This is a genomic window from Bacillus sp. FSL K6-3154, from assembly GCF_040869395.1.
In the GTDB taxonomy this organism is placed as follows: Bacteria; Bacillota; Bacilli; order Bacillales; family Bacillaceae; genus Bacillus; species Bacillus safensis.
The window spans coordinates 320,533-340,113 of the sequence record NZ_CP152033.1; the positions used below are offsets into that span (position 1 = coordinate 320,533).

Here is a 19,581-nt window from a genome sequence, read left to right on the forward strand (position 1 = left end):
CTTTGCATGCCCCCTTTTTAGTTTGCAAATCACACAATTGTCACATTTTCGACACATTTTTAGAGAGGAATAAAAAAAGGACTTGATTTCTCAGTCCTTTGATTACTTTTGCATATATAGTTGAAATAATTTCGTTTCTTCATCAATGGAACGCGCTCGATCAAATGCCGCTCTGACTGTCTTTGTATTGTTAATAAGCTCGTACAGCATGGTCAGTACAAAGATAAATGCTGCATTCCCATCGATGTAATCATCCGGCGCCGAATAAGATGTAGCCCCTGCCTCTAAAAAAAAAAAATAAAACCATTTTTTCCTCATCTGCATATGTATCAGTCCATTTTAGCGCTTTTTCTTCGACAGCGTACGACTCAAATCCAACGGAGCGATAGAGGCGTTTGGCTGAGTGATTAGTTGTCACCACTGATAAATACATTTGCTCGATATCCTCCCGTTCTCGCGCAAAGGAAAGAGCTTTTGTCATCAAGGCCTGGCTTGCTCCTTTTCCGCGGGCACTAGGTGTTACATACATCGCTGTCAGATTCGCTCGGTGTTTTAACTTCTGCAAGGTTTCTTGGAGGAGCGTGACTGCCCCCACAAGCTGCCCTTGATGAAAAGCACCAAAAGTCCACATAGATTTCGCCGAAGCAAAACGCACTTTATATTTATCCTCTATATTGATTCGCTCTTCCTCATAGCTCATCGCAAAACCCTCTGGATTTAATCGCAGTGCTTCTAGTCTGAGTGCTGCATATTCTTCAGCATCATCTGGTGTTAACAATCGAATATTCAGAAAATCGCCTCCAAAAGAATGATGGATACTTCTAATTTTATCTTGAAAGGAGATTTTGATCAAAATTTTATTTCTGAATATAAAAAGGCATCCCATAAAAGGATGCCCCCTTCATTACCACTTACAGCGCTTCACCGGACGGCAGCAAGGGTTTTTGATATCACTACCGCAATCGTATTCTTCTACAATGTACTCGTTGTGAGTCGATTCAGTGACCGGATAGTAGTTTTCGATTCTTTTGATGTTTTTATTGACGTTTGTGATATGCGTTGGGTGAATTTTTCTGATCGTTTGTTCATTCGTTCTTGTGTTGACAATTTGACGTGTGGGGAAAACAACCGTTTCGTCTCCTCCTTGGTTTCCTCTGCGAGGTCCAAAGAAGAAATCATCTAATCGATTTCGGCTCATCTTAACACCCCTTCAAGTTGTCTTTCACTTACACTCTATCGTATGTCAGAGTTACCTTTCGTGATTAGATGCATGTCTATTTTTAAAAAAATCCACTTTCTATCTATTTTTCTCTTTCTTTACAAAAGGACAATTTTAACATATTATACAAATGGTACATTAAGAAGAAAGAACATTCATGAAAACAAAACATCAGCTCTTTTTATTCAATGCATTTTTTCCACTCATTATCAAATAAGAGGTGAACGATATGATCAACACGACACAGCCATTTGAACGAAACAAGATAGACATTGCACTTGAACTAACTCAATTACATCTGAATCAATATCAAACAAACCATCCTGATCAGCTGAGTGAAATCTATGCGAAATATTACGCGCTGCTTGAAGTGCTGGATTTGTCTTCCTATGATCAATTGATTGATTTACTGCCAAATGAGATCAAACAGACGCTTGAGTAAAAAAACCATCTACCCACATGGGATAGATGGTTTTCTTTATTTATACACGTGCAGCCATATCGGTTTCGATTTGCTCTAAGCTTCTTCCCTTTGTCTCGACTAGCACAAATCGGGTGAATAACAGCCCGATTAAGCAGATGACTCCGAATGAGGAGAAAATGACCCCAAAGCTGAATTGATCAGCCAGAATAGGGAAAACGAGTCCAACTGCTAACGATCCGGTCCAGTTAAAGGCAGAAGAGATACCTGCTCCAATGCCTCTGACAGAAAGCGGGAAGATTTCGCCGATGATGATCCAGGTGATCGGTGCCCACGAGAAGGCATAGCACAAAATAAAGCAGCAAAGTGAAATCAATGTTACCCAGTTTAAAATTCCTTCACTGACGCCAAGTGCCCCTAATGCGGCGGGAGCAAAGAAAGAAAGAGCCATGCCCGATCCTCCTACGGTGAGAATCGTTCGGCGGTCGAAGCGGTCAACAAATTGTAAAAAGATCACGGTCGTGACGACAAAAATGACACCGACAATGACTGTAAAACCTGCGGCAACCTGAGGTGCAAGCCCTACATTCCGAGCGATACTCGTTGCATAATAAACAATGGAGTTCGCGCCTTGAATTTGCTGAAGGGTTGCCATTCCAACCCCAATGAAAAGAGCCATTCTGAATTTCTTTTGAAACAATTCACGAATCCCCGAGCGTTCTTCTTTTGCGACTTCTAAAATTTCCTGCATTTCTGATTCGATTTCTTCACGAGAAGAACGCAGTGATCCTAATACTTCCCGTGCTTTATGAGCCATGCCGTGTTTAATCAAATATCTCGGAGATTCAGGAAGCTTCAGCATACCAATATAAAGCACGATCGCAAATAAAGCGGCACTTCCCAGCATCCAGCGCCAACTGTCTGGGATGGGCTCAAACACAAACGCAACAATATAGCTGAGCAATAGACCAGTTACAATCATGAGCTGATTGAGCCCAGATAATTTCCCGCGGATTTTAGCAGGAGCGATTTCAGACATGTAAGCCGGAACCAAAGATGAAGCTGTTCCTACTGCTGTCCCTAAAAAGATTCGAGCGATGGTGAGTGAAATCTCTTCTGGTGCGACAGCTGATCCGATCGCCCCGACAAAAAAGATCACGGATGAGACCAAAATGAGTTTTCTGCGGCCAAATTTATCCCCTAAAAGACCGCTTAAGATGGAGCCAATGATGGCCCCGCCCATTAATGAAGAGACAACGATTCCAAGCCATAATGGGCTGAGCTGAAATTCTTCCTGAATATGTCCTTCCGCCCCTGCAATAATACCAATATCATATCCAAATAAGATGCCTGCAAAAGACCCGAAAAAGAAGATAAATTTGCTTGACACTTTTTTCTCCAAGTGGATGACCCCCTCACTTAATTAACCGCTTTCATTTCAGCCGGTGCTTCTACTGTAACCAGTAGAAGACCTTTCCCCATTCTATAAAACCACATATTCTGCATCGACAAGCTTTGCAAAATGAACAATTTGATCAACCGTTAAATTGAGAGACACGACTGTATGGTGGCCTCCGCCTTCTTTAATCCATGCTTTGACGCCATCCTGAAAATTCGGTTTGATTTTCCACAATACACGCGCAACTGGTAAATGAGGTGCTGCTTCCTCTGGCTCAAAGGCTTCGACTTCTTGTATGAGCCATTTAAAATGTGTTCCAAAATCCGCAATGGAGACAACGACACCATCGCCTGCTTTTCCATCAAACACAAGACGCGCTGGATCTTCCCGGTTTCCGATCCCAAGTGGAGACACGACAATGACTGGTTTTGTATGGGCGAGCGCTGGATCTACTTCCAGCATATGAGATTGTAGCACTGCTTCCTCTCCAGACGTCATTTCATACGTGTAGTCCTCCATAAAACCAGTGGATTGATGATGGCTCATCACTTTTAATAAGCGGTCCAGTGCAGCCGTTTTCCAATCACCTTCCCCCGCAAAGCCGTATCCCTTTGCCATCAGCCGCTGTACCGCAAGTCCAGGCAGCTGCTTCATCCCATGTAAGTCTTCAAAGTTTGTTGTAAAGGCATGATAGCCGCCTTCATCTAAGAAACGTTTGATGGCGATCTCATATCGCGCCTGCACCTTGACACTTTTCTCCCACTCTTCAACTGAATACGTTCCATAATTCACATCATATTGCGTTAAATACTCAGCAAATAGTGCATCTACCTCTTCGTCTTCTACTGCATTTACATATTCGACGAGATCGCCTATTCCAAAGTAGTCAACGGTCCATCCTAATTGAATCTGCGCTTCGATTTTATCGCCTTCTGTCACAGCCACATGCCGCATGTTGTCACCAAACCGGGCTACTTTGATGTGAAAGCTCTCATGATAGGCAGCCGCAACGTCCATCCAATCAGCAATTTGCTGCTGCACTTCCGGCTTAGACCAATGACCGGTCACAATTTGGTTTTGTTTATTTAAACGTGCATTGATATAGCCATATTCTCTGTCTCCATGTGCGGATTGATGGAGATTCATATAGTCCATGTCGATCGTGTCCCACGGAATCTTTTCATAATATTGTGTAACAAGATGTAAAAGAGGCTTTTGCAAAAGACTGGTGCCGCGTATCCACATTTTTGCTGGAGAAAAAGTATGCATCCACGTCATCACACCGACAACTTCATCGCGATAATTGACCTCTTTCATAAGCTTTGTGATTTGATCGGCACTGACAGCCAGGTCCTGCAAAATCACTGGATAAGGAAGTAAACCGCTCTCATTTAAAGCATCCGTCATCTTTTGTGCATCTGCTTTTACTTTTTGCAGTGCTTCATCACCATATAAATGCTGTGACCCAACGATAAACCAAAACTCTTTTTTCTGACTTGTTAACATAGATATCCCTCTTTTCTTTATGTTGAAGGTTTTTGTCCGTAATACGCATGCTTTCCATGTTTTCTTAAGTAATGTTTATCTAAAATTCGCTGCGGCAATGGCTCCGCAAATTCGTTCAATTGCTTGGCAAAAAGGTTCATCTTGGCGACTTCATCTAAAATCACACTGTTTGTGACCGCACTTTTTGCATCCTTCCCCCACGTAAATGGACCATGCCCTTGAAGCAATACACCCGGCACCGCCATCACATCTAGGTTTCTTTTCTCAAACGTTTCGATGATCAGCTTCCCCGTTTCTACCTCATAACCCCGATTGACTTCTTCTTCTGTTAGAAAACGAGCGCACGGAACGGCGCCGTAAAATGTATCGGCATGTGTTGTGCCCATTGCTGGTAAATCAAGTCCTGCCTGCGCCCAAACGGTTGCCCACATGGAATGGCTATGTGAAATGCCGCCAATTTCCTCAAAGTGTTTGTAAAGAACTGCATGTGTTGCTGTATCTGACGAAGGACTGAATTCTCCTTCCACCACTTCACCATCAAAGTTCACCACGACCATATCTTTTGCTGATAGTTGGTCATACGCTATGCCGCTCGGCTTAATCACAAACAAACCACTGTCACGATCACATGCACTGACATTACCCCATGTAAATTTCACAAGTCCGTATTTTGGCAAATCTAAATTCGCTTGATACACTTCTTCTTTTAAGCGATCTAGCATACCGTCGTCACTCCTTTCTTTGGCATGAGATGCGCTACCGCCGCTTCTTCAATCGCAAGCCCATTTTGATAGCGCTTTAAAAATTCGTCAAAGCCTTTGACATCGAGTGGATCGGGCTCCATGAGCTCTTCTGATGTATGGGCAAATACGCGATGGGTGAGAAATTCAGCCAATGTTTGCTGCTGATGATGGACCATATATGAAGCAAGGACAGCCATCCCAAACGCACCGCCTTCTCCAGCTGTTGAAACAACTGATACAGGTGTATTCAGCGCTGCGGCAACCATTTTTTGTCCAACGAGCGGTGTTTTAAATAATCCCCCATGCCCTAGTAAGCGGTCAATCACTACATGTTCCTGTTCCTTTAATCGGTCCATGCCTATTTTCATAGCACCAAAAGCAGAGAACAAATGGGTGCGCATGAAATTAGCAAGGTTAAAGCGGCTTTCAGGAGACCTGACAAAAAGAGGTCTTCCTTCTGGCAGTCTCGTAATATTTTCACCAGAGTAATAGCCATAGCTTAAGAGTCCGCCGCCATCTCGATCTGCTTCTAAAGCTTGCTGCAATAAGGATTCGTATAATCTTTCTGACTCCACTTGCAGGCCAAGTGCTTCAAATGCCTCTTTGAATATATTCATCCAAGCGTTTAGGTCACTTGTACAGTTATTCGCATGAACCATGGCAACTGGCAGTCCATCCGGCGTCGTAACCATATCCACTTCTGGATACACACCTTTTAGATCCTGCTCCAGCACAATCATGGCAAAAACCGACGTCCCAACAGAAATATTTCCGGTCCGTCTTTCTACACTGTTTGTCGCCACCATGCCCGTTCCAGCGTCACCTTCCGGCGGGCAAAATGGAATGCCTGGCTGCAAATGTTTTCCTTGATCCAAAATGGCTGCCCCTGCTGCCGTTAACACGCCAGCCTCTTCGCCTGCTAAATAGACACGCGGCAGAAGGTGGCGAAGCTTCCACGGATAGCCTTTTTCTGCAATCAATGCTTCAAATTGCTGGAGCATTTCTTCATTGTAGTCCTTCGTTTGTTCATCAATCGGAAACATCCCTGACGCATCGCCAATACCAATGGCCTGCTTTCCGGTTAACAGCCAGTGAATATATCCTGACAAAGTGGTCATATATTCTAATCGGGATAGATGTTTTTCATCTTCTAATACTGCTTGATACAAATGGGCAATGCTCCATCTTTCTGGAATATGAAATTGAAATACGTCTGTCAGCTTTTGACTCGCCTCGATGGTCGTTGCATTCCGCCATGTTCGGAACGGAACGAGAACCTCTCCTGTATGATCACATGCCACATAGCCATGCATCATCGCTGATACCCCGATTGAGCCAATGGTTTGAATGGTCACACCATACTTTTGCTCGGCCTGTTCTTTCATCTCTCGATACGCCACTTGCAGACCTGTAATAATATCAATTAAGTTGTACGTCCATATTCCATCCTGGAGAAAACTTTCCCATTCATATGCACCTTGTGCAATTGGCTGAAATTCCTCATCTATTAAAATTGCTTTAATTCGTGTTGAACCAAATTCAATGCCTAAAGATGTCCGTCCTTCTTTCAAGGCTTTGGCCGTCTCTTTGTGATCCACTCTACGTTCACCCCCATTTTTGATAGCGGTTTCAATTTTCTTTTTCTAGATTCATTGATTCTCTTGTACAATCACAATATAATATTTGTACGTACATATGTCAATAATAAATATAGTTGTACATACATAATGCGACAAAAACTTTCATTTTTTCTGAAGGGGTCATAACAGAAAAGGGAAGCGCCTGTTTTTGATCCGACAACCATGTTAAAATATGTCCATACAATTTCTTCTCAATCCGAGTAGATGATCAACTGAGAAAGAAGTGAAACGATGAAAAAGAAGTACCAGATCATTATTGATGATATAAAAAGCAAAATACTCACAGGGGATTATCGGATCGGGGAGCGTATTCCAACCGAATCAAGCCTGCAAGACATGTATCAAGTAAGCAGACATACAGTTCGAAAAGCCATTTTGGAATTGTCCAGCGAAGGATTTTTGCGCAGCGAAAAAGGTTCAGGCACATTTGTGACCAATCAATATCAAACAAAACCTGCGGGACATGCACATATGAAAACGATTGGTGTCATTACAACATACATATCCGATTACATTTTCCCTTCTATCATTCGAGGCATTGAAAGCCGTTTAAACGAAGAGAACTATTCCTTGTTACTGGCAAGTACAAATAACGATGTTGAGCAGGAGAAAAAAGCGCTGGAAATGATGCTGTCGTTTGGGGTGGACGGACTTATTGTCGAGCCGACGAAAAGCAATTTATATAATCCAAACATTTCGTACTACTTATCCTTTAAAGAACAGGATGTACCGCTCATTATGATCAATGCCTATTATGAGCAGCTAGAGGTTCCTTTTCTCTGTTTGGATGATGTAAAATCCAGCTATTTAGCCACAAAAGAGCTGATCACCTCAGGCCATCAACAAATTGGACTTATTTCAAAAACAGATGATTTACAGGGAAAATATCGGATGAAGGGCTATATTCAAGCGCTAGGTGAAGCTAAGCTTAATTTCCTGCCTGAGCATGTGCTCTTTTTCGATACAGAATCGAAGCAGCATTTAGGGGAACAAATTAACACATTTCTGATGGCGCACCAGCATGAGCTGACTGCCCTTGTTTGCTATAACGATGAGGTGGGTTTAGAAGTAGCCAATGTATGCAGCGAAATCGGGCTGTCCATTCCAGATGATCTCTCGATTATTGGACAGGATAATTCGTATATCGCCCAGAAAAATGCCCATGTGAAGCTGACAACACTGACCCATCCTCAGGAGCAAATGGGCCGTGATGCAGCAGACTGGATGATTAAAAAAGTACAAGGGAAAAAGAATCTCCCTGATCAAACGTTTTACGAGCCTGAATTGGTTCCAGGTGAAACGATCAAACGAATAAAATGAGCCCTTACTCCAAGTGGCTCATTTTATTTTAGAATTCCAGCATAAGGCGTGAATAGGTCGGATCCCTGAAATGAAAGACATGATTTCCCCTCATCCTTAAACAATAAAAAATCCCCATCTTATAAAAAGATAGGGAACATATCTATTACGCCTCTTCTTTAGGGGAAGGCACCGCACATACGCCTTCTGCACATGCCGCTTCAAACGCATTGTCAGCAGCTTTCTCTGCCTGAGCTGCTTCCTCTTTCCAAGCTGTTTCAAGTGCACCCAGGAACGTATCGGCTGGCTGCGCACCTGCAACTGAATACTTGTCATTGATCAAGAAAAACGGAACAGCATTGATCCCAAGCTGTCTCGCTTCTTGTTCATCTTTTCGGACATGATCGGCAAATGCTTCGCTGCCCAAAACTTGCTGTACTTCCTTCTCATCAAGACCAGCTTTTTCTGCAATGTCTAAAAGAGTTTGACGATCACCAACATGCTTTCCATCTGTAAAATATGCGTGAAACAGCTCTCCCATAACGAAATCGCCTTTCCCCATTTGACCAGCATATTGCGCCAATCGATGGGCATCAAAGGTGTTGGTCAACACGAGCGGATCAAATTGAAAATCGATCCCTTTCTCTTTGCCGGCCTGCTTCACCTGCTCATTCATCGCCATGGCCTGGCTGCGGCTCATGCCATATTTTTTGACGAGCATATCATGAACGTCATGATCGACATCAACAGGTGCGTGGGGATCAAGCTCAAAGCTTTTAAACTCTATCTCTACCTGATCCTTCTCTGGGAATTGTTCTAGCGCTGTTTCCAGCTGTTTTTTTCCTATATAACAAAAAGGACAGGCGATATCTGACCAAATTTGTACTTTCATCTTCATCTTCCTTCCGTGCTGCACTTTTTCTTTAACGATGTAACAATTATAGTTACATCAAATAGATGATGTCAAGATTCTGTTCTTGATAAATGAAAAAACCTTTCCTTTTATGAAAGGAAAGGTTTTGAAAATATCTACTCTAAATTTGCATGGTGACCGTACATTGTATGTGTGTCGAGCTCTTTTATTTCCATTAACCTTAAAATGAGCGCATCGTATGTCAGAAGAAGCGACTGCTCAAATAGTGAGCCCATTGGTTGAATGGTATGATGGTTTCCATCCTGTTGATCCTTCGGTGCACCTGACAATAAGATGACTTCATCCGATAGATCAGCTAAAGGTGACTCAGCAGAAAGCGTGAACGCTGCCACTTTTCCGCCAATTGCTTTTGCCTTTTTTGCAAGGACAAGCAAAGACTCTGTACGGCCAGATCCGCTCCCGACAATCAAAAGATCCTCTTCTGTAAAGGAAGGCGTATTCGTTTCACCAATCACATAAGCCTTGACGCCAATATGCGTAAGTCTCATCGCAAACGATTTTCCCATCAAGCCAGACCTGCCCGCACCTGCCACAAAGACTTTTTGTGCGGATAAAATACTTGTAACCAGGTGCTCTGCTTGTTCATCTTGAATGGCTGACAAATGCTCAGAAAGCTCATTCAAAATGGCTTTCACATAGTCACTGGTCTTCATGATTGTGCGATCAGCTGCTTCATTTGTGCGGCTACTTCTGCTTTATTATCCTGACTTGCGATACCACCGCCGACAATGATCAAATCAGGATTTAATTTCACGACTTCAGGTAACGTATCAAGCTTAATTCCACCTGCAATCGCTGTTTTCGCCTGCTTGACAACTTGTTTAATCGTCATAAGATCAGCAAATGAATTTTGACCAACTGCTTGCAGGTCATAGCCTGTATGCACACAAATATAATCGACTCCAAGCGCATCCAGCTCTTTTGCACGGCCTGCGATATCTTTGATGCCAATCATATCAACTAAAATTTGTTTTCCTCTTGCTTTTGCTTCTTTCACCGCTCCTTGAATAGACATATCTTCTGCCGCTGCAAGAATGGTGACGATATCTGCTCCTGCTTCGGAGGCCTGCTGCACTTCATAGCCGGCAGCATCCATAATTTTCAGATCAGCGAGTACACGTAAATTCGGAAAAGCCTGCTTGACTTCTTTTACAGCACGAAGCCCTTCGTTAATCACAACAGGTGTCCCAATTTCGACCACATCAATGGATGCTTCTACTTCTTTGATCAGCTCAATCGCCTCTGGTATATTCACTAAATCTAATGCTAATTGTAATTTCATCAACTTTCACTCCCGTTTTTCATCTCATCTTCAAGAGCTCCGCGGATGATGCATCTTGAACGATGAAATGAGTATAACAACAGGAATAACGCAATCCAAGTACGCACTTTTTTTTTACATACTATACTTTTCCGCATATGGTTACAAAAAAGATACTGTCTTTTGGCCAGTATCTCAGCGTAAAGACAAAGGGCTAAAATAAAGTTATTTTAGCCCTTTGTCTACAATCGGTCACCTTTCTATTTATCATCCTTTAAGAAATTGCTGCCCAGATATTGTTTTCCCCAATCATACATCGCCTCTAAAATCGGCATTAAGCTTTCTCCTAGTTCTGTGAGAGAATACTCAACCTTTGGCGGAACGACAGGATAAACCTCCCGGTGCACAATGTGATCTTCCTCTAATTCTCTTAGCTGATTGACAAGCATTCTTTGCGTAATCCCAGGCATTAACGACTTTAACTCACCAAACCGTTTTGTCCCTTCTCTGCCAAGGTGCCATAAAATCAGCATTTTCCACTTACCGCCGATAATATTCAGCGTCAGCTCTTTTTCGCAATTGAACACTTTATTTTCCATTCGTGATGACAACAACATACACTCCTTTAATTTCAAACCACTTTATCATTATACTGCGGCAAAAAGAATTGCCCGAGCATACGGTCTTCGTTATTGATTTTGTTTTTTGACAAAAGCCATCACAGCCTCTGTCATTTTTTGTGCTTCTTTTGGCGCTCTGTCTGATCCAAACCATTTGTTCAGGTCACTATGGCTTAGCGTATGCACCCGAAAAACAAACCGAGAGCCTTTGTCATGATTCAGTTTTTCAGCAAATCGGTACACCTCAGGATTTTCCCAGCCCGTGACCAAATAGACAGGTGGTACATTCGCTTGATTCATATAAGTGACAGGTGATGCCTTTGTCCAGTTCTTCTCTTGTTTGCCAAAGACTTTTTTGTACGATGGGATAGCTTGTATAAATTGATTGAGGTTTAACGGTCCATCTAAAATCACGATGGAATTGATCGTTTTTGGCGACAGCCCCACACGTTTTAAGTAGGTCGAATCTGTGGCAACCAGCGCCGTCAAATGACCGCCCGCTGAGTGACCCATGACATTGATTTTTGATGAATCAATTTGATATTCATCCGCATGATCCTTCACCCATTTAATGGCGTTTGCTGTATCATCTGCCATCTGCTCGTAATTAGCATCAGGGTGAAGCCTGTAATTCATCGAAACAAACACATACCCTTGACCTGTAAAATAATCAGCCTTTGAAGCGACTCTATTCTTATCGCCGCCTGTCCAGCCTCCGCCATGGAGATAGATCATCACAGGATGCTTCTTCTTTTTGTCTTCATCTTTGCCCTTTGGCATATACATATCGAGTGTTTGCTGTTTATTTTGTGTGTCTGCATAATGGATATTGGTTGTCGGTTTAGGCTGGTTGAAACGGAACACAAAGAATGCGCATACCAATAATCCAGCGATGACAACCGCAAATAAGAGCCATTTCATGATTCGATTCAATGTCATTGCACCTTTCTATGTTGGGATGGGGAAGCATGAGTAGCAGATATGAAGATAAACTTGCACCATTCAATTCGATACTAGATTCATATGGGATGTGCAGACTAATACAATTGATCAAGTCGTAATATTCATTATACCCATTAAAGTGGTGAAATTCATTGATTTGCTCTAGAGGGTTGACATCGAAAACAGAAATTAGATTCAGGATTTTTCATCTAAAAACCAATGTCATAGCTTATCCTCCAAGAGGTTATTTTATAAATGCAATGATTCGTTTTCTTGTTTCTTCATGGTACTGGATATAGGAATGTAATAAAGGATACGATTCAAGGATGTGTTGAAACGATTTGATTTGAGGGTATTGCTCTTCAAATGACTGACGCAGCACGTTTAACTGTTTTTTTGGTATTCGTTTATGATCGATCACATAACTTAAGCTGCCTGTCACAAGAGTGAAAAATTCATAAAAACCATCGGACCAGATACCAGTTTCCTCCTCAAAAGATAGGATCTCTTCAGGGTAATCTGAATGAAAACAATATTGATAGCGCTGCTTCAAATCATTGATTAATGCTGTTTTATCTTGGCTGATGTTCATGGCCTTATGCTCCTTTTATATATAGACATTACTGATAATCATTTCTTTGTCTATCATTAGTAATTGATAGTTCCCAATTTAAACCACAAGTAACATTACGAATAATTTGATAAGAATTGACTGAAATATTCATTGAATGTTTTTTGATCCTTCAATAACAGTTCTAACCAATTTGCTAAAACGGGATGATCCAGTGGTTTCCATTCTTTTTCTAATAAAATATTTTGGGGACAATCTTTTTTTGATACCATACCTATTATACAAATTTCCAAATCCCTATCTGCTAGAATCGCCCACTGCAAAGAACGGGATAACCAAACCACTATGTTTGAGTTCGTAATTATATTATCCGCTATAGAACCTTTTGGGTGCGTCCATAGTGCATTTACATAATCCTCACCGGAAATGTTCACACTCGCTTTCAGCCAATTGTAATAACCAAACTCCTTAAAATAATAATCAACTGGATCTGGCTTAAGGACTGCGGTCAAAAATTCTCTATCACTTGTTGAATTTAATAAATCCTTGATTGTAGGTAAAATATCATCACTTAATGCCCACTCAAACTCTTGAAACAAAAAACAATCAAAATTCTTACGGAAGACTTGTTGCGGCAGCCTTTTATTTTGATTAAATACATGATCCACTAGATTCTGATAGAACTTGAATTCTTTTTCTGAACGAACAAATAAGTGCTCAGGCTGGTTCAAGCAAAAACCCCCTTTCTACAACACTCAAGTGATTTCACTATTATTTTCCTAAAACTAACCCATATATCATCATCTTATCAAAATATCACCTTTTATATATAAAAAAAGCATCCTAAACGGATGCTTCAATCAAATGATATTTTTTCATAATACGATAGGTGATTTCTTTTGCTTCTAGACCGGTACCTTCGATATTTGTGGCGAAGATGTAGGTTTTGTTTTCATGTTTGATGAAGCCTACGTACCAGCCGATGCCTGAGCCGGAGCCTGTTTTTCCGTATAGGGTGGCATGTTTCTCTTCTTCTTGGATCATCATTCGTTTGACCTTTCTCATGACAGACAGGTCAAATGGAAGACTTTCTTCATATAACTGTTTAAGGAAATGGACTTGTTCTACTGGAGAAATGCGCAATGAACTACTTAACCAAAATTGATCGATTCCGCCAGATGTGTCTTCATTCCCATAATGAATGGCTTTCACCCAATGATTCATGCGTTCTTCTCCGATATCACGCGCCATGGCTTGATAGTACCAGACGACTGAATCTCTCATGCCAGAGCCCAGTGTATGATCCTTATTCCAGTTATCAATCTCTCTTTTCACTCCGTCCCAATATTTGATGTCGTATTCATCTCTCACTGCGCCTGTTTGGAGTCCGATGAGGGCATTTGCCACTTTAAATGTCGATTGTGGTGCAAAGCGCTTGTTCGCTCTTTTTTTGTTATACACCCATGGCGATTTTTCTTTTACTTCTTGTATCACAAATGTGCCTTCCCGGTCTTTCATGAATTCATCTACTGACCACGCTGGTGATGTTCCCTCACTTGATGAAGGCTGGCCGATACAAAGTGCCATCAGCATGAAGCCTGAAAACAGCCATTTCATATGCTTTTTCTTCAAAAAAACCGCTCCTTTTCCTATGATTTGTATCGATTGTAGCATGCCTGAGTGATGAGACATAAGGTACGCTTGTCCTCTTTTCTGCCAAATAAAAAAAGCCGGTTTCATCCGGCTTTCTGATCATATTAGCTTTCTTTTTTCTCTTCTATGGCCTGCCTCGCGATTTTTGAAATCGTCATATCATCCATTGGCGGGTTATGGAGCCCAGCACGAATATCTCGATAGTAACGCTGCAGCGGACAGCCTAGGCTCAAGCTTTTTGCACCGACTAAACGCATGGCTTTATCAACCACTTGCAGACTATGATTAACGACTGTATGCTTCACAGCACCGAATTCATTGATTAACAGCTCTCTTTTCTCAGGCTTTTCATACAATGTTGTCGTTGAATACATGACGTGGCGTGCTTGCTTTAATAGTAAATCAATTTCGCCAATCAATGTTTGGACATTCGGCAGTTCGCTAATCGTTCCGCTGATACTGTTCGGTGAATGTGTGATGGCATACTGAACTGCATAATCTCTTGCCGCTTGCGCAATCCCCAAATAACAGGAAGGAATATGTGCGATCCAAGGGTTTAACGTACCGCCCCGAGGTCCTTTTTGCACTTCAACAAGCATGTCATCTGAAACCACAACCTGATCTAAGATTAAATCATGGCTTTCTGTTCCTCTCATACCGACAACATCCCATGTTTCTTCTATAGAAACACCTTCTGTATCACGGTGAATTAAGAAAAATCCCATGGCTTCTTTTTCTTCGATCCATACGCCGACTAAAAAGTATGTGAGAGCTGGTGACATCGTAGTGAAAATTTTACGTCCGTTGATCACCCAGCGATCACCTGATTTTATCGCTGTTGTCCCAGGCTTGCCGCCTCTTGTTGGACTGCCTGTTTGCGCTTCACTTACAGCGCGGTTGACAAGGGCGCCCTTCTTCACTTCTTCCGCAAAGAATTGCAGCTGCTTCTCATTCCATAGTTTCTTTTCATAAATTTCACCAACAACTCCTTGGTGCCAGCCAATCGATAAGGCAGTCGCTCCGTCCATGCTGCCTAGGGTTTCTTGAAATAGAACCATATCCGTTACAGATTGACCCCCGCCTCCATATTCAGCGGGAAGAGACAGGGCTGTATATCCCATGTTTACTAATGATTCGATATTCTGTTTAGGAAAATAAGCGCCTTCATCATGTTTTTTTGCGTTTTGTTCGATCGTTTCACGAAGAGATTCCAGCTGATTGAGCCATGTTTTTTGAAAATCGGTATCGACAAATAATGCTTTAGACAAAACGTATCCAACTCCTCTGTTTCTTACAATCTATGATATCTCATTTTTCCAATTGGAATGAATAAAACACACTTTACTTATAGGATTTAATGTGTTAAATTTTATCAATATTAAGTACATCTGTCAAAGGAACGTGATGCTTTTATGATCTCAGCTACTAATCTACATAAATCTTATGGGCAGACCCATGTGTTAAAAGGCATTGATTTCACCGTACAAGAAGGTGAAGTGGTCGCAATTATTGGACCGAGCGGATCAGGAAAAACAACACTTCTCCGCAGTTTAAACAGCCTCGATATTCCAGACAAAGGAGAGCTGACTGTTGGAGAAGCCACGATTCAATTTGAACGATATCATAAAAAAGATCTTTTAAAACTAAGGCAGCAATCTTCCATGGTATTTCAGCATTATCACTTGTTTCAAAATAAACGCGCACTTGAAAATATTACAGAGGGATTGATTGTGTCCCAAAACATGTCTAAAAAAGAAGCAGAAAAGGTTGGAGAGCAATTTTTAGAGCGGATTGGACTGCTTCATAAAAAGGATGCATTTCCAAGTGAATTATCTGGCGGTCAGCAGCAGCGGATTGGAATTGCCCGCGCTCTTGCGATGAATCCTGCGGTGCTTTTGTTTGATGAACCAACGTCCGCACTGGACCCAGAGATGGTCGGAGAAATACTTGAAATGATCAAAGATATTGCGAGCCAAGGGATGACGATGGTCATTGTGACGCATGAAATTTCGTTTGCAAAAGACGTAGCGGATACGGTGATCTTTATGGCAGATGGAGAAATCGTTGAAAAAGGCTCACCAGAAGACGTCCTCATGAAGCCTCAGCATGAACGAACAAAACAATTTTTATCCAGGATTCATCGCGGAATGTGGCAAGGATCGGAGGAAGACATATGAAGCAAAAGACAGCATTCATGACAGCTGGTGTCCTTCTGATTCTCCTCTCTCTGATTGGCTGCAGCAGTGTGAAAACCACAACAGATGATGGAAAACAAATTGTGAAAGTCGCACTGAGTGCAGAGGTCAATCCACCCTTTTTAGCCACAAATGATCGAAACGAACCGATTGGCTATAACATTGATTATTTAAATGAAGTGGAAAAAAGACTTCCACATATACATTTTGATTACATATTTGGCGAGGAAGAATCCAATTTAATTGGTGTTGGCGCGGGGAAGTTTGAAATGGCAGCTAATTGGTTTTTCAGTAACCCTGAACGTGAAAAACGGTTTCTTTACCCTAAAGTTCCGTACGGCTATTCGATGACAGGATTAATTGTGAATGAATCAAACCGGGATATTCAATCGCTTGACGATATGACATCAAAAAAGCTCGCTCCTGTCAGTCCCAGCGGCGGATTGCGTTCCATATTAAATCAATATAATGAAGAACATGATCCAGATATTTCGCTGACAACCATTGAAAGCCCTTCAAATGAACTCAACTTAAAGCGTGTTGAAAGCGGACGGTCCGATGCGGCCTTTATGAATATTTCGACCTTCGATACCATTCAAAAGCATCTGAATCTGAAGGTCAAAGTGGGCGGGATCGTGTCAAAGGAGCCGATCTATCTTGTCTTACAGCCTAGTGAGAAGCAGCTTGCAGCAGACTTGGACCAGGTCACACAAGAGATGATTGATGATGGAACACTGCCTAAGCTTGCGAAAAAGTGGTTTGGGGTTGATTTCTTTCAAGATATTGACTACATCTCAGAGCAAGGCTATCAATATGAAGAAAGGAAGGAAGCGTCATGACGTTTACAGCTGGAGATTGGCTGCGAATTTTTTTACAGGTGCTTGAACGCCTGCCACTCACTTTTCTCATTATTGCGGTGTCATTGTTTTTCGCCATCATAATAGGGCTCTTATTTGCATGCATTCGTATAAAACAAATCCCAGTGCTGAGGCAATTGGCTGTTATCTATTTATCGTTTACACGAAGTACGCCATTAATTGTTCAGTTATTCTTAATTTATTTTGGGCTTCCTCAGCTTTTACTTGTGGCAGGAATTCAAATCAATCATTGGGATCGTGTGTTATTTGTGATGATGACGTTCTCTTTACATACGGGGGCTTATTTATCTGAAGTTTTTCGCAGTGCGTATTCGTCTGTTGGGAAGGATCAGCTGGAAGCCGCCTACATTGTTGGGATGACAGATACACAGGCCTTGATCAGGATCATTATCCCGCAGGCCTTTCTCATTGCCCTGCCAAACCTCGGAAATTACACCATTGATCTTGTGAAAGACACGGCGATTGCCTTTACGATCGGACTCATCGATATTATGGGACAGGTGAAGATCATCTTAGGAAATAACTATGGAATCGGCATGTTTGAAGTGTATGTGATCATCGCGCTTGTGTACTGGCTCATTTGTATGAGCATTGAACTAGTCACCATGCTGCTTGAAAAGAAATTTGTAAAAGGCCGTACCAGTCTGTCACGTTAAGGAGGCGATTTGATGCAAACCATTGATATTCCATTTGCGATTGACCAAGTACCACATATTCTAAAAGGTGTTCCTTTCACCTTATTAATTGCTCTTGTTTCCATGGCTGTAAGTCTTGTGATCGGATCTGTTTTTGCTTTCATTCGCCTCTTTCGCATCCCTGTACTTAGACAGCTTGTTACGCTCTACGTCTCCTTTTTTAGAGGAACGCCGCTTATTGTTCAACTGTTCGCTTTCTTTTATGGACTCCCTTTTCTTCTAACCAGTATGAACGGCACATTCGGACTGACCTTTCATCCGGATATGGTCTCCCCTTTAGCTGTGGCTCTTATTACCTTCAGCCTGCATTCAGCCGCTCATTTAACAGAGGTGGTCCGAAGTGCACTTCTGGCAGTAGACAAAGGGCAGCTTGAAGCGGCAAAAATTGTAGGCATGACCACACGTCAGGCGATGATACGCATTATTTTGCCGCAGGCATTTGTTGTGGCCTTACCAAACCTAGGCAATCAGCTCGTTCAGTTATTAAAAGCGACATCTCTTGCGTTTACAATTGGGGTACTCGAAATCATGGGTATTTCCCGGATCATTGCAAATGACGGCTATCAGTTTTTAGAAACTTATCTCGTCTCTGCTTTGATCTATTGGCTGCTGAGCATTATTTTTGAATTAGCCTTTGCATTATTAGAGAAACGTGTCAGCGTATACGGAAGAACTCTCGGACGTTAAAAAGTCGATCAGGCACAAAAACCTGATCGACTTTTTTATTCACCCTTTTTTGGTGTGTTAAACAGTTCTTTTGGTGCGGGTTTGAGCTTTGGTGCAGAGCCGAAAACGACAGGTGCAGAAATATATCTGAACTCTCCTTTTCCATCCATGCTGCGGCCATGTGCCCATCTGCCTTGCTTACTTTCTTCCCCTCTTGAGAAGTTAAACAAGTCATAGGATACTTGCTGTTTTTCTAGTGAACGAGGGAAGGTGGTTGGTACGACGACATCCCCTTCTCGCTCTTCTAATTCTTTAATTGCAGCAAGCCACATATTTTGATGGTATGTATCACGAGCAATGAGGAAGGAGAGCATATCTTTGACGCCGCGGTCATCTGTCATTTCGTAAAGTCTTGTGACCTGGAGTCTCCCTTGTGATTCTGCATTTAAATTGGCTCTGAAATCCGCCATTAAATTTCCGCTTGAAATGATGTATTTGGCATTCCAAGGGTATCCTTGACTATCCGCTGCCATTGCCCCTAAACCGGCAACAATTGCATGCTGCGGGTTCATTCCGCCCATAACAGCCGCAAGTGCTGGATCACTTTGATACGCCTGTTCTTGGTCTTTGACGGGTGCATTATCTAATAAACGTGCGATCATCGTTGCCAGCATTTCGACATGACCAATTTCCTCGGTTCCAACATCAAATAACAGATCTCTATATTTTTGGTCTGCCCGGCAATTAAAGCCTTGAAATAAATATTGCATCATTACACTGATTTCACCATATTGACCGCCTAATACTTCTTGTAATTTCTTTGCATACACCGGATCAGGCTTTGAGGGCTTTGCTTCATATTGCAATTCTTTGATGTGATAAAACATGATGTCATCTCCCTTATCAAAAACATCTTTTCACTTATCACTATTCGACCGC

General features: G+C 42.0%; 22 protein-coding genes. 6 read left to right on the plus strand and 16 right to left on the minus strand.

What is annotated here, in order from left to right; translation table 11 throughout:
- Window positions 1-250: 250 nt before the first annotated feature.
- Together MHH61_RS01835 and MHH61_RS01840 are read right to left on the minus strand one after the other, a co-directional pair.
- Window positions 251-886 (minus strand): GNAT family N-acetyltransferase, encoded by a 636-nt coding sequence (locus tag MHH61_RS01835; protein ID WP_169510669.1) that lies wholly within the window; start codon window positions 884-886, stop codon window positions 251-253.
- An 18-nt stretch (window positions 887-904) separates the two neighbouring features.
- A complete protein-coding gene (locus MHH61_RS01840; protein WP_024423071.1) occupies window positions 905-1,198 on the minus strand; it encodes a spore coat protein in 294 nt (97 codons plus the stop codon).
- Window positions 1,199-1,448: 250 nt separating this feature from the next.
- Here MHH61_RS01840 and MHH61_RS01845 point away from each other — a divergent pair, with 250 nt between their 5' ends.
- Entirely contained in the window at window positions 1,449-1,661 is a 213-nt protein-coding gene (locus MHH61_RS01845; protein ID WP_125586626.1) for a hypothetical protein, read from the plus strand.
- A 40-nt stretch (window positions 1,662-1,701) separates the two neighbouring features.
- Here the strand turns inward: MHH61_RS01845 and MHH61_RS01850 are convergent, their stop codons facing one another.
- The 4 genes from MHH61_RS01850 to MHH61_RS01865 all read right to left on the minus strand — a co-directional run bounded on the left by MHH61_RS01850 (window position 1,702) and on the right by MHH61_RS01865 (window position 6,886).
- Complete coding sequence (locus tag MHH61_RS01850) at window positions 1,702-3,042, minus strand: sugar porter family MFS transporter (RefSeq protein ID WP_034280034.1); 1,341 nt, start codon at window positions 3,040-3,042, stop codon at window positions 1,702-1,704.
- Window positions 3,043-3,123: 81 nt separating this feature from the next.
- Complete coding sequence (gene araA, locus MHH61_RS01855; RefSeq protein ID WP_125586628.1) at window positions 3,124-4,545, minus strand: L-arabinose isomerase; 1,422 nt, start codon at window positions 4,543-4,545, stop codon at window positions 3,124-3,126.
- A 17-nt stretch (window positions 4,546-4,562) separates the two neighbouring features.
- Window positions 4,563-5,267, minus strand: coding sequence for an L-ribulose-5-phosphate 4-epimerase (locus tag MHH61_RS01860; protein WP_025092857.1), 705 nt, complete (start codon window positions 5,265-5,267; stop codon window positions 4,563-4,565).
- The gene (locus MHH61_RS01865) at window positions 5,261-6,886 is read right to left on the minus strand and encodes a xylulokinase (RefSeq protein ID WP_125586630.1); all 1,626 of its coding nucleotides are present in this window, start codon (window positions 6,884-6,886) and stop codon (window positions 5,261-5,263) included. Before MHH61_RS01865 ends, MHH61_RS01860 begins: the two co-directional genes overlap by 7 nt.
- 273 nt (window positions 6,887-7,159) lie before the next feature.
- Here MHH61_RS01865 and MHH61_RS01870 point away from each other — a divergent pair, with 273 nt between their 5' ends.
- Window positions 7,160-8,248, plus strand: coding sequence for a GntR family transcriptional regulator (locus MHH61_RS01870; protein ID WP_034622791.1), 1,089 nt, complete (start codon window positions 7,160-7,162; stop codon window positions 8,246-8,248).
- Window positions 8,249-8,393: 145 nt separating this feature from the next.
- Here the strand turns inward: MHH61_RS01870 and MHH61_RS01875 are convergent, their stop codons facing one another.
- The 9 genes from MHH61_RS01875 to MHH61_RS01915 form a co-directional block, all read right to left on the minus strand.
- The gene (locus tag MHH61_RS01875) at window positions 8,394-9,119 is read right to left on the minus strand and encodes a DsbA family oxidoreductase (protein WP_125586632.1); all 726 of its coding nucleotides are present in this window, start codon (window positions 9,117-9,119) and stop codon (window positions 8,394-8,396) included.
- Window positions 9,120-9,256: 137 nt separating this feature from the next.
- Window positions 9,257-9,814, minus strand: a complete 558-nt coding sequence (hxlB, locus tag MHH61_RS01880) for a 6-phospho-3-hexuloisomerase (RefSeq protein WP_125586634.1) — start codon at window positions 9,812-9,814, stop codon at window positions 9,257-9,259.
- On the minus strand, window positions 9,811-10,443 hold the full coding sequence (gene hxlA, locus MHH61_RS01885; RefSeq protein ID WP_024423080.1) for a 3-hexulose-6-phosphate synthase: 633 nt from the start codon (window positions 10,441-10,443) through the stop codon (window positions 9,811-9,813). The genes hxlB and hxlA overlap by 4 nt, the downstream gene beginning before the upstream one ends.
- Before the next feature lie 239 nt (window positions 10,444-10,682).
- Window positions 10,683-11,039, minus strand: a complete 357-nt coding sequence (locus MHH61_RS01890; protein WP_029706158.1) for a helix-turn-helix domain-containing protein — start codon at window positions 11,037-11,039, stop codon at window positions 10,683-10,685.
- A gap of 72 nt (window positions 11,040-11,111) precedes the next feature.
- Window positions 11,112-11,981 carry an alpha/beta hydrolase gene (locus MHH61_RS01895; protein ID WP_125586635.1) on the minus strand — a complete coding sequence of 290 codons (870 nt, stop codon included), beginning with the start codon at window positions 11,979-11,981 and terminating at the stop codon, window positions 11,112-11,114.
- A gap of 247 nt (window positions 11,982-12,228) precedes the next feature.
- Window positions 12,229-12,576: a YxiJ family protein gene (locus tag MHH61_RS01900; protein ID WP_125586636.1), complete on the minus strand. Its 348-nt coding sequence runs from the start codon at window positions 12,574-12,576 to the stop codon at window positions 12,229-12,231.
- A 95-nt stretch (window positions 12,577-12,671) separates the two neighbouring features.
- On the minus strand, window positions 12,672-13,286 hold the full coding sequence (locus tag MHH61_RS01905) for a hypothetical protein (protein ID WP_125586637.1): 615 nt from the start codon (window positions 13,284-13,286) through the stop codon (window positions 12,672-12,674).
- Between the two features lie 112 nt (window positions 13,287-13,398).
- The gene (gene blaBPU / locus MHH61_RS01910; protein ID WP_241218563.1) at window positions 13,399-14,142 is read right to left on the minus strand and encodes a BPU family class D beta-lactamase; all 744 of its coding nucleotides are present in this window, start codon (window positions 14,140-14,142) and stop codon (window positions 13,399-13,401) included.
- A 170-nt stretch (window positions 14,143-14,312) separates the two neighbouring features.
- Complete coding sequence (locus tag MHH61_RS01915) at window positions 14,313-15,476, minus strand: acyl-CoA dehydrogenase family protein (RefSeq protein WP_125586640.1); 1,164 nt, start codon at window positions 15,474-15,476, stop codon at window positions 14,313-14,315.
- Window positions 15,477-15,620: 144 nt separating this feature from the next.
- Between MHH61_RS01915 and MHH61_RS01920 the strand changes: the two genes are divergently transcribed.
- From MHH61_RS01920 to MHH61_RS01935, 4 genes are read left to right on the plus strand one after another with little or no spacing between them, the layout of a single operon-like run.
- A complete protein-coding gene (locus MHH61_RS01920) occupies window positions 15,621-16,385 on the plus strand; it encodes an amino acid ABC transporter ATP-binding protein (protein WP_024423086.1) in 765 nt (254 codons plus the stop codon).
- A complete protein-coding gene (locus MHH61_RS01925) occupies window positions 16,382-17,242 on the plus strand; it encodes an amino acid ABC transporter substrate-binding protein (RefSeq protein ID WP_034622805.1) in 861 nt (286 codons plus the stop codon). Before MHH61_RS01920 ends, MHH61_RS01925 begins: the two co-directional genes overlap by 4 nt.
- Window positions 17,239-17,937, plus strand: a complete 699-nt coding sequence (locus tag MHH61_RS01930) for an amino acid ABC transporter permease (protein WP_125586642.1) — start codon at window positions 17,239-17,241, stop codon at window positions 17,935-17,937. Before MHH61_RS01925 ends, MHH61_RS01930 begins: the two co-directional genes overlap by 4 nt.
- A 12-nt stretch (window positions 17,938-17,949) precedes the next feature.
- Entirely contained in the window at window positions 17,950-18,663 is a 714-nt protein-coding gene (locus MHH61_RS01935) for an amino acid ABC transporter permease (protein ID WP_125586644.1), read from the plus strand.
- A 35-nt stretch (window positions 18,664-18,698) separates the two neighbouring features.
- On the opposite strand, the gene MHH61_RS01940 is transcribed toward MHH61_RS01935, so the two are convergent.
- Complete coding sequence (locus tag MHH61_RS01940) at window positions 18,699-19,529, minus strand: manganese catalase family protein (protein WP_025092842.1); 831 nt, start codon at window positions 19,527-19,529, stop codon at window positions 18,699-18,701.
- Window positions 19,530-19,581: the final 52 nt, after the last annotated feature.

Coding starts and splice junctions, on each gene's coding strand:
- hxlA (WP_024423080.1), bottom strand. CDS start 10,443: ATGAAATTACAATTAGCATTAGATTTAGTGAATATACCAGAGGCGATT.
- MHH61_RS01940 (WP_025092842.1), bottom strand. CDS start 19,529: ATGTTTTATCACATCAAAGAATTGCAATATGAAGCAAAGCCCTCAAAG.
- MHH61_RS01835 (WP_169510669.1), bottom strand. CDS start 886: ATGGGATGCCTTTTTATATTCAGAAATAAAATTTTGATCAAAATCTCC.
- MHH61_RS01925 (WP_034622805.1), top strand. CDS start 16,382: ATGAAGCAAAAGACAGCATTCATGACAGCTGGTGTCCTTCTGATTCTC.
- MHH61_RS01935 (WP_125586644.1), top strand. CDS start 17,950: ATGCAAACCATTGATATTCCATTTGCGATTGACCAAGTACCACATATT.
- MHH61_RS01860 (WP_025092857.1), bottom strand. CDS start 5,267: ATGCTAGATCGCTTAAAAGAAGAAGTGTATCAAGCGAATTTAGATTTG.
- MHH61_RS01890 (WP_029706158.1), bottom strand. CDS start 11,039: ATGTTGTTGTCATCACGAATGGAAAATAAAGTGTTCAATTGCGAAAAA.
- MHH61_RS01900 (WP_125586636.1), bottom strand. CDS start 12,576: ATGAACATCAGCCAAGATAAAACAGCATTAATCAATGATTTGAAGCAG.
- MHH61_RS01895 (WP_125586635.1), bottom strand. CDS start 11,981: ATGACATTGAATCGAATCATGAAATGGCTCTTATTTGCGGTTGTCATC.
- hxlB (WP_125586634.1), bottom strand. CDS start 9,814: ATGAAGACCAGTGACTATGTGAAAGCCATTTTGAATGAGCTTTCTGAG.
- MHH61_RS01845 (WP_125586626.1), top strand. CDS start 1,449: ATGATCAACACGACACAGCCATTTGAACGAAACAAGATAGACATTGCA.
- MHH61_RS01875 (WP_125586632.1), bottom strand. CDS start 9,119: ATGAAAGTACAAATTTGGTCAGATATCGCCTGTCCTTTTTGTTATATA.
- araA (WP_125586628.1), bottom strand. CDS start 4,545: ATGTTAACAAGTCAGAAAAAAGAGTTTTGGTTTATCGTTGGGTCACAG.
- MHH61_RS01840 (WP_024423071.1), bottom strand. CDS start 1,198: ATGAGCCGAAATCGATTAGATGATTTCTTCTTTGGACCTCGCAGAGGA.
- MHH61_RS01920 (WP_024423086.1), top strand. CDS start 15,621: ATGATCTCAGCTACTAATCTACATAAATCTTATGGGCAGACCCATGTG.
- blaBPU (WP_241218563.1), bottom strand. CDS start 14,142: ATGGCACTTTGTATCGGCCAGCCTTCATCAAGTGAGGGAACATCACCA.
- MHH61_RS01870 (WP_034622791.1), top strand. CDS start 7,160: ATGAAAAAGAAGTACCAGATCATTATTGATGATATAAAAAGCAAAATA.
- MHH61_RS01930 (WP_125586642.1), top strand. CDS start 17,239: ATGACGTTTACAGCTGGAGATTGGCTGCGAATTTTTTTACAGGTGCTT.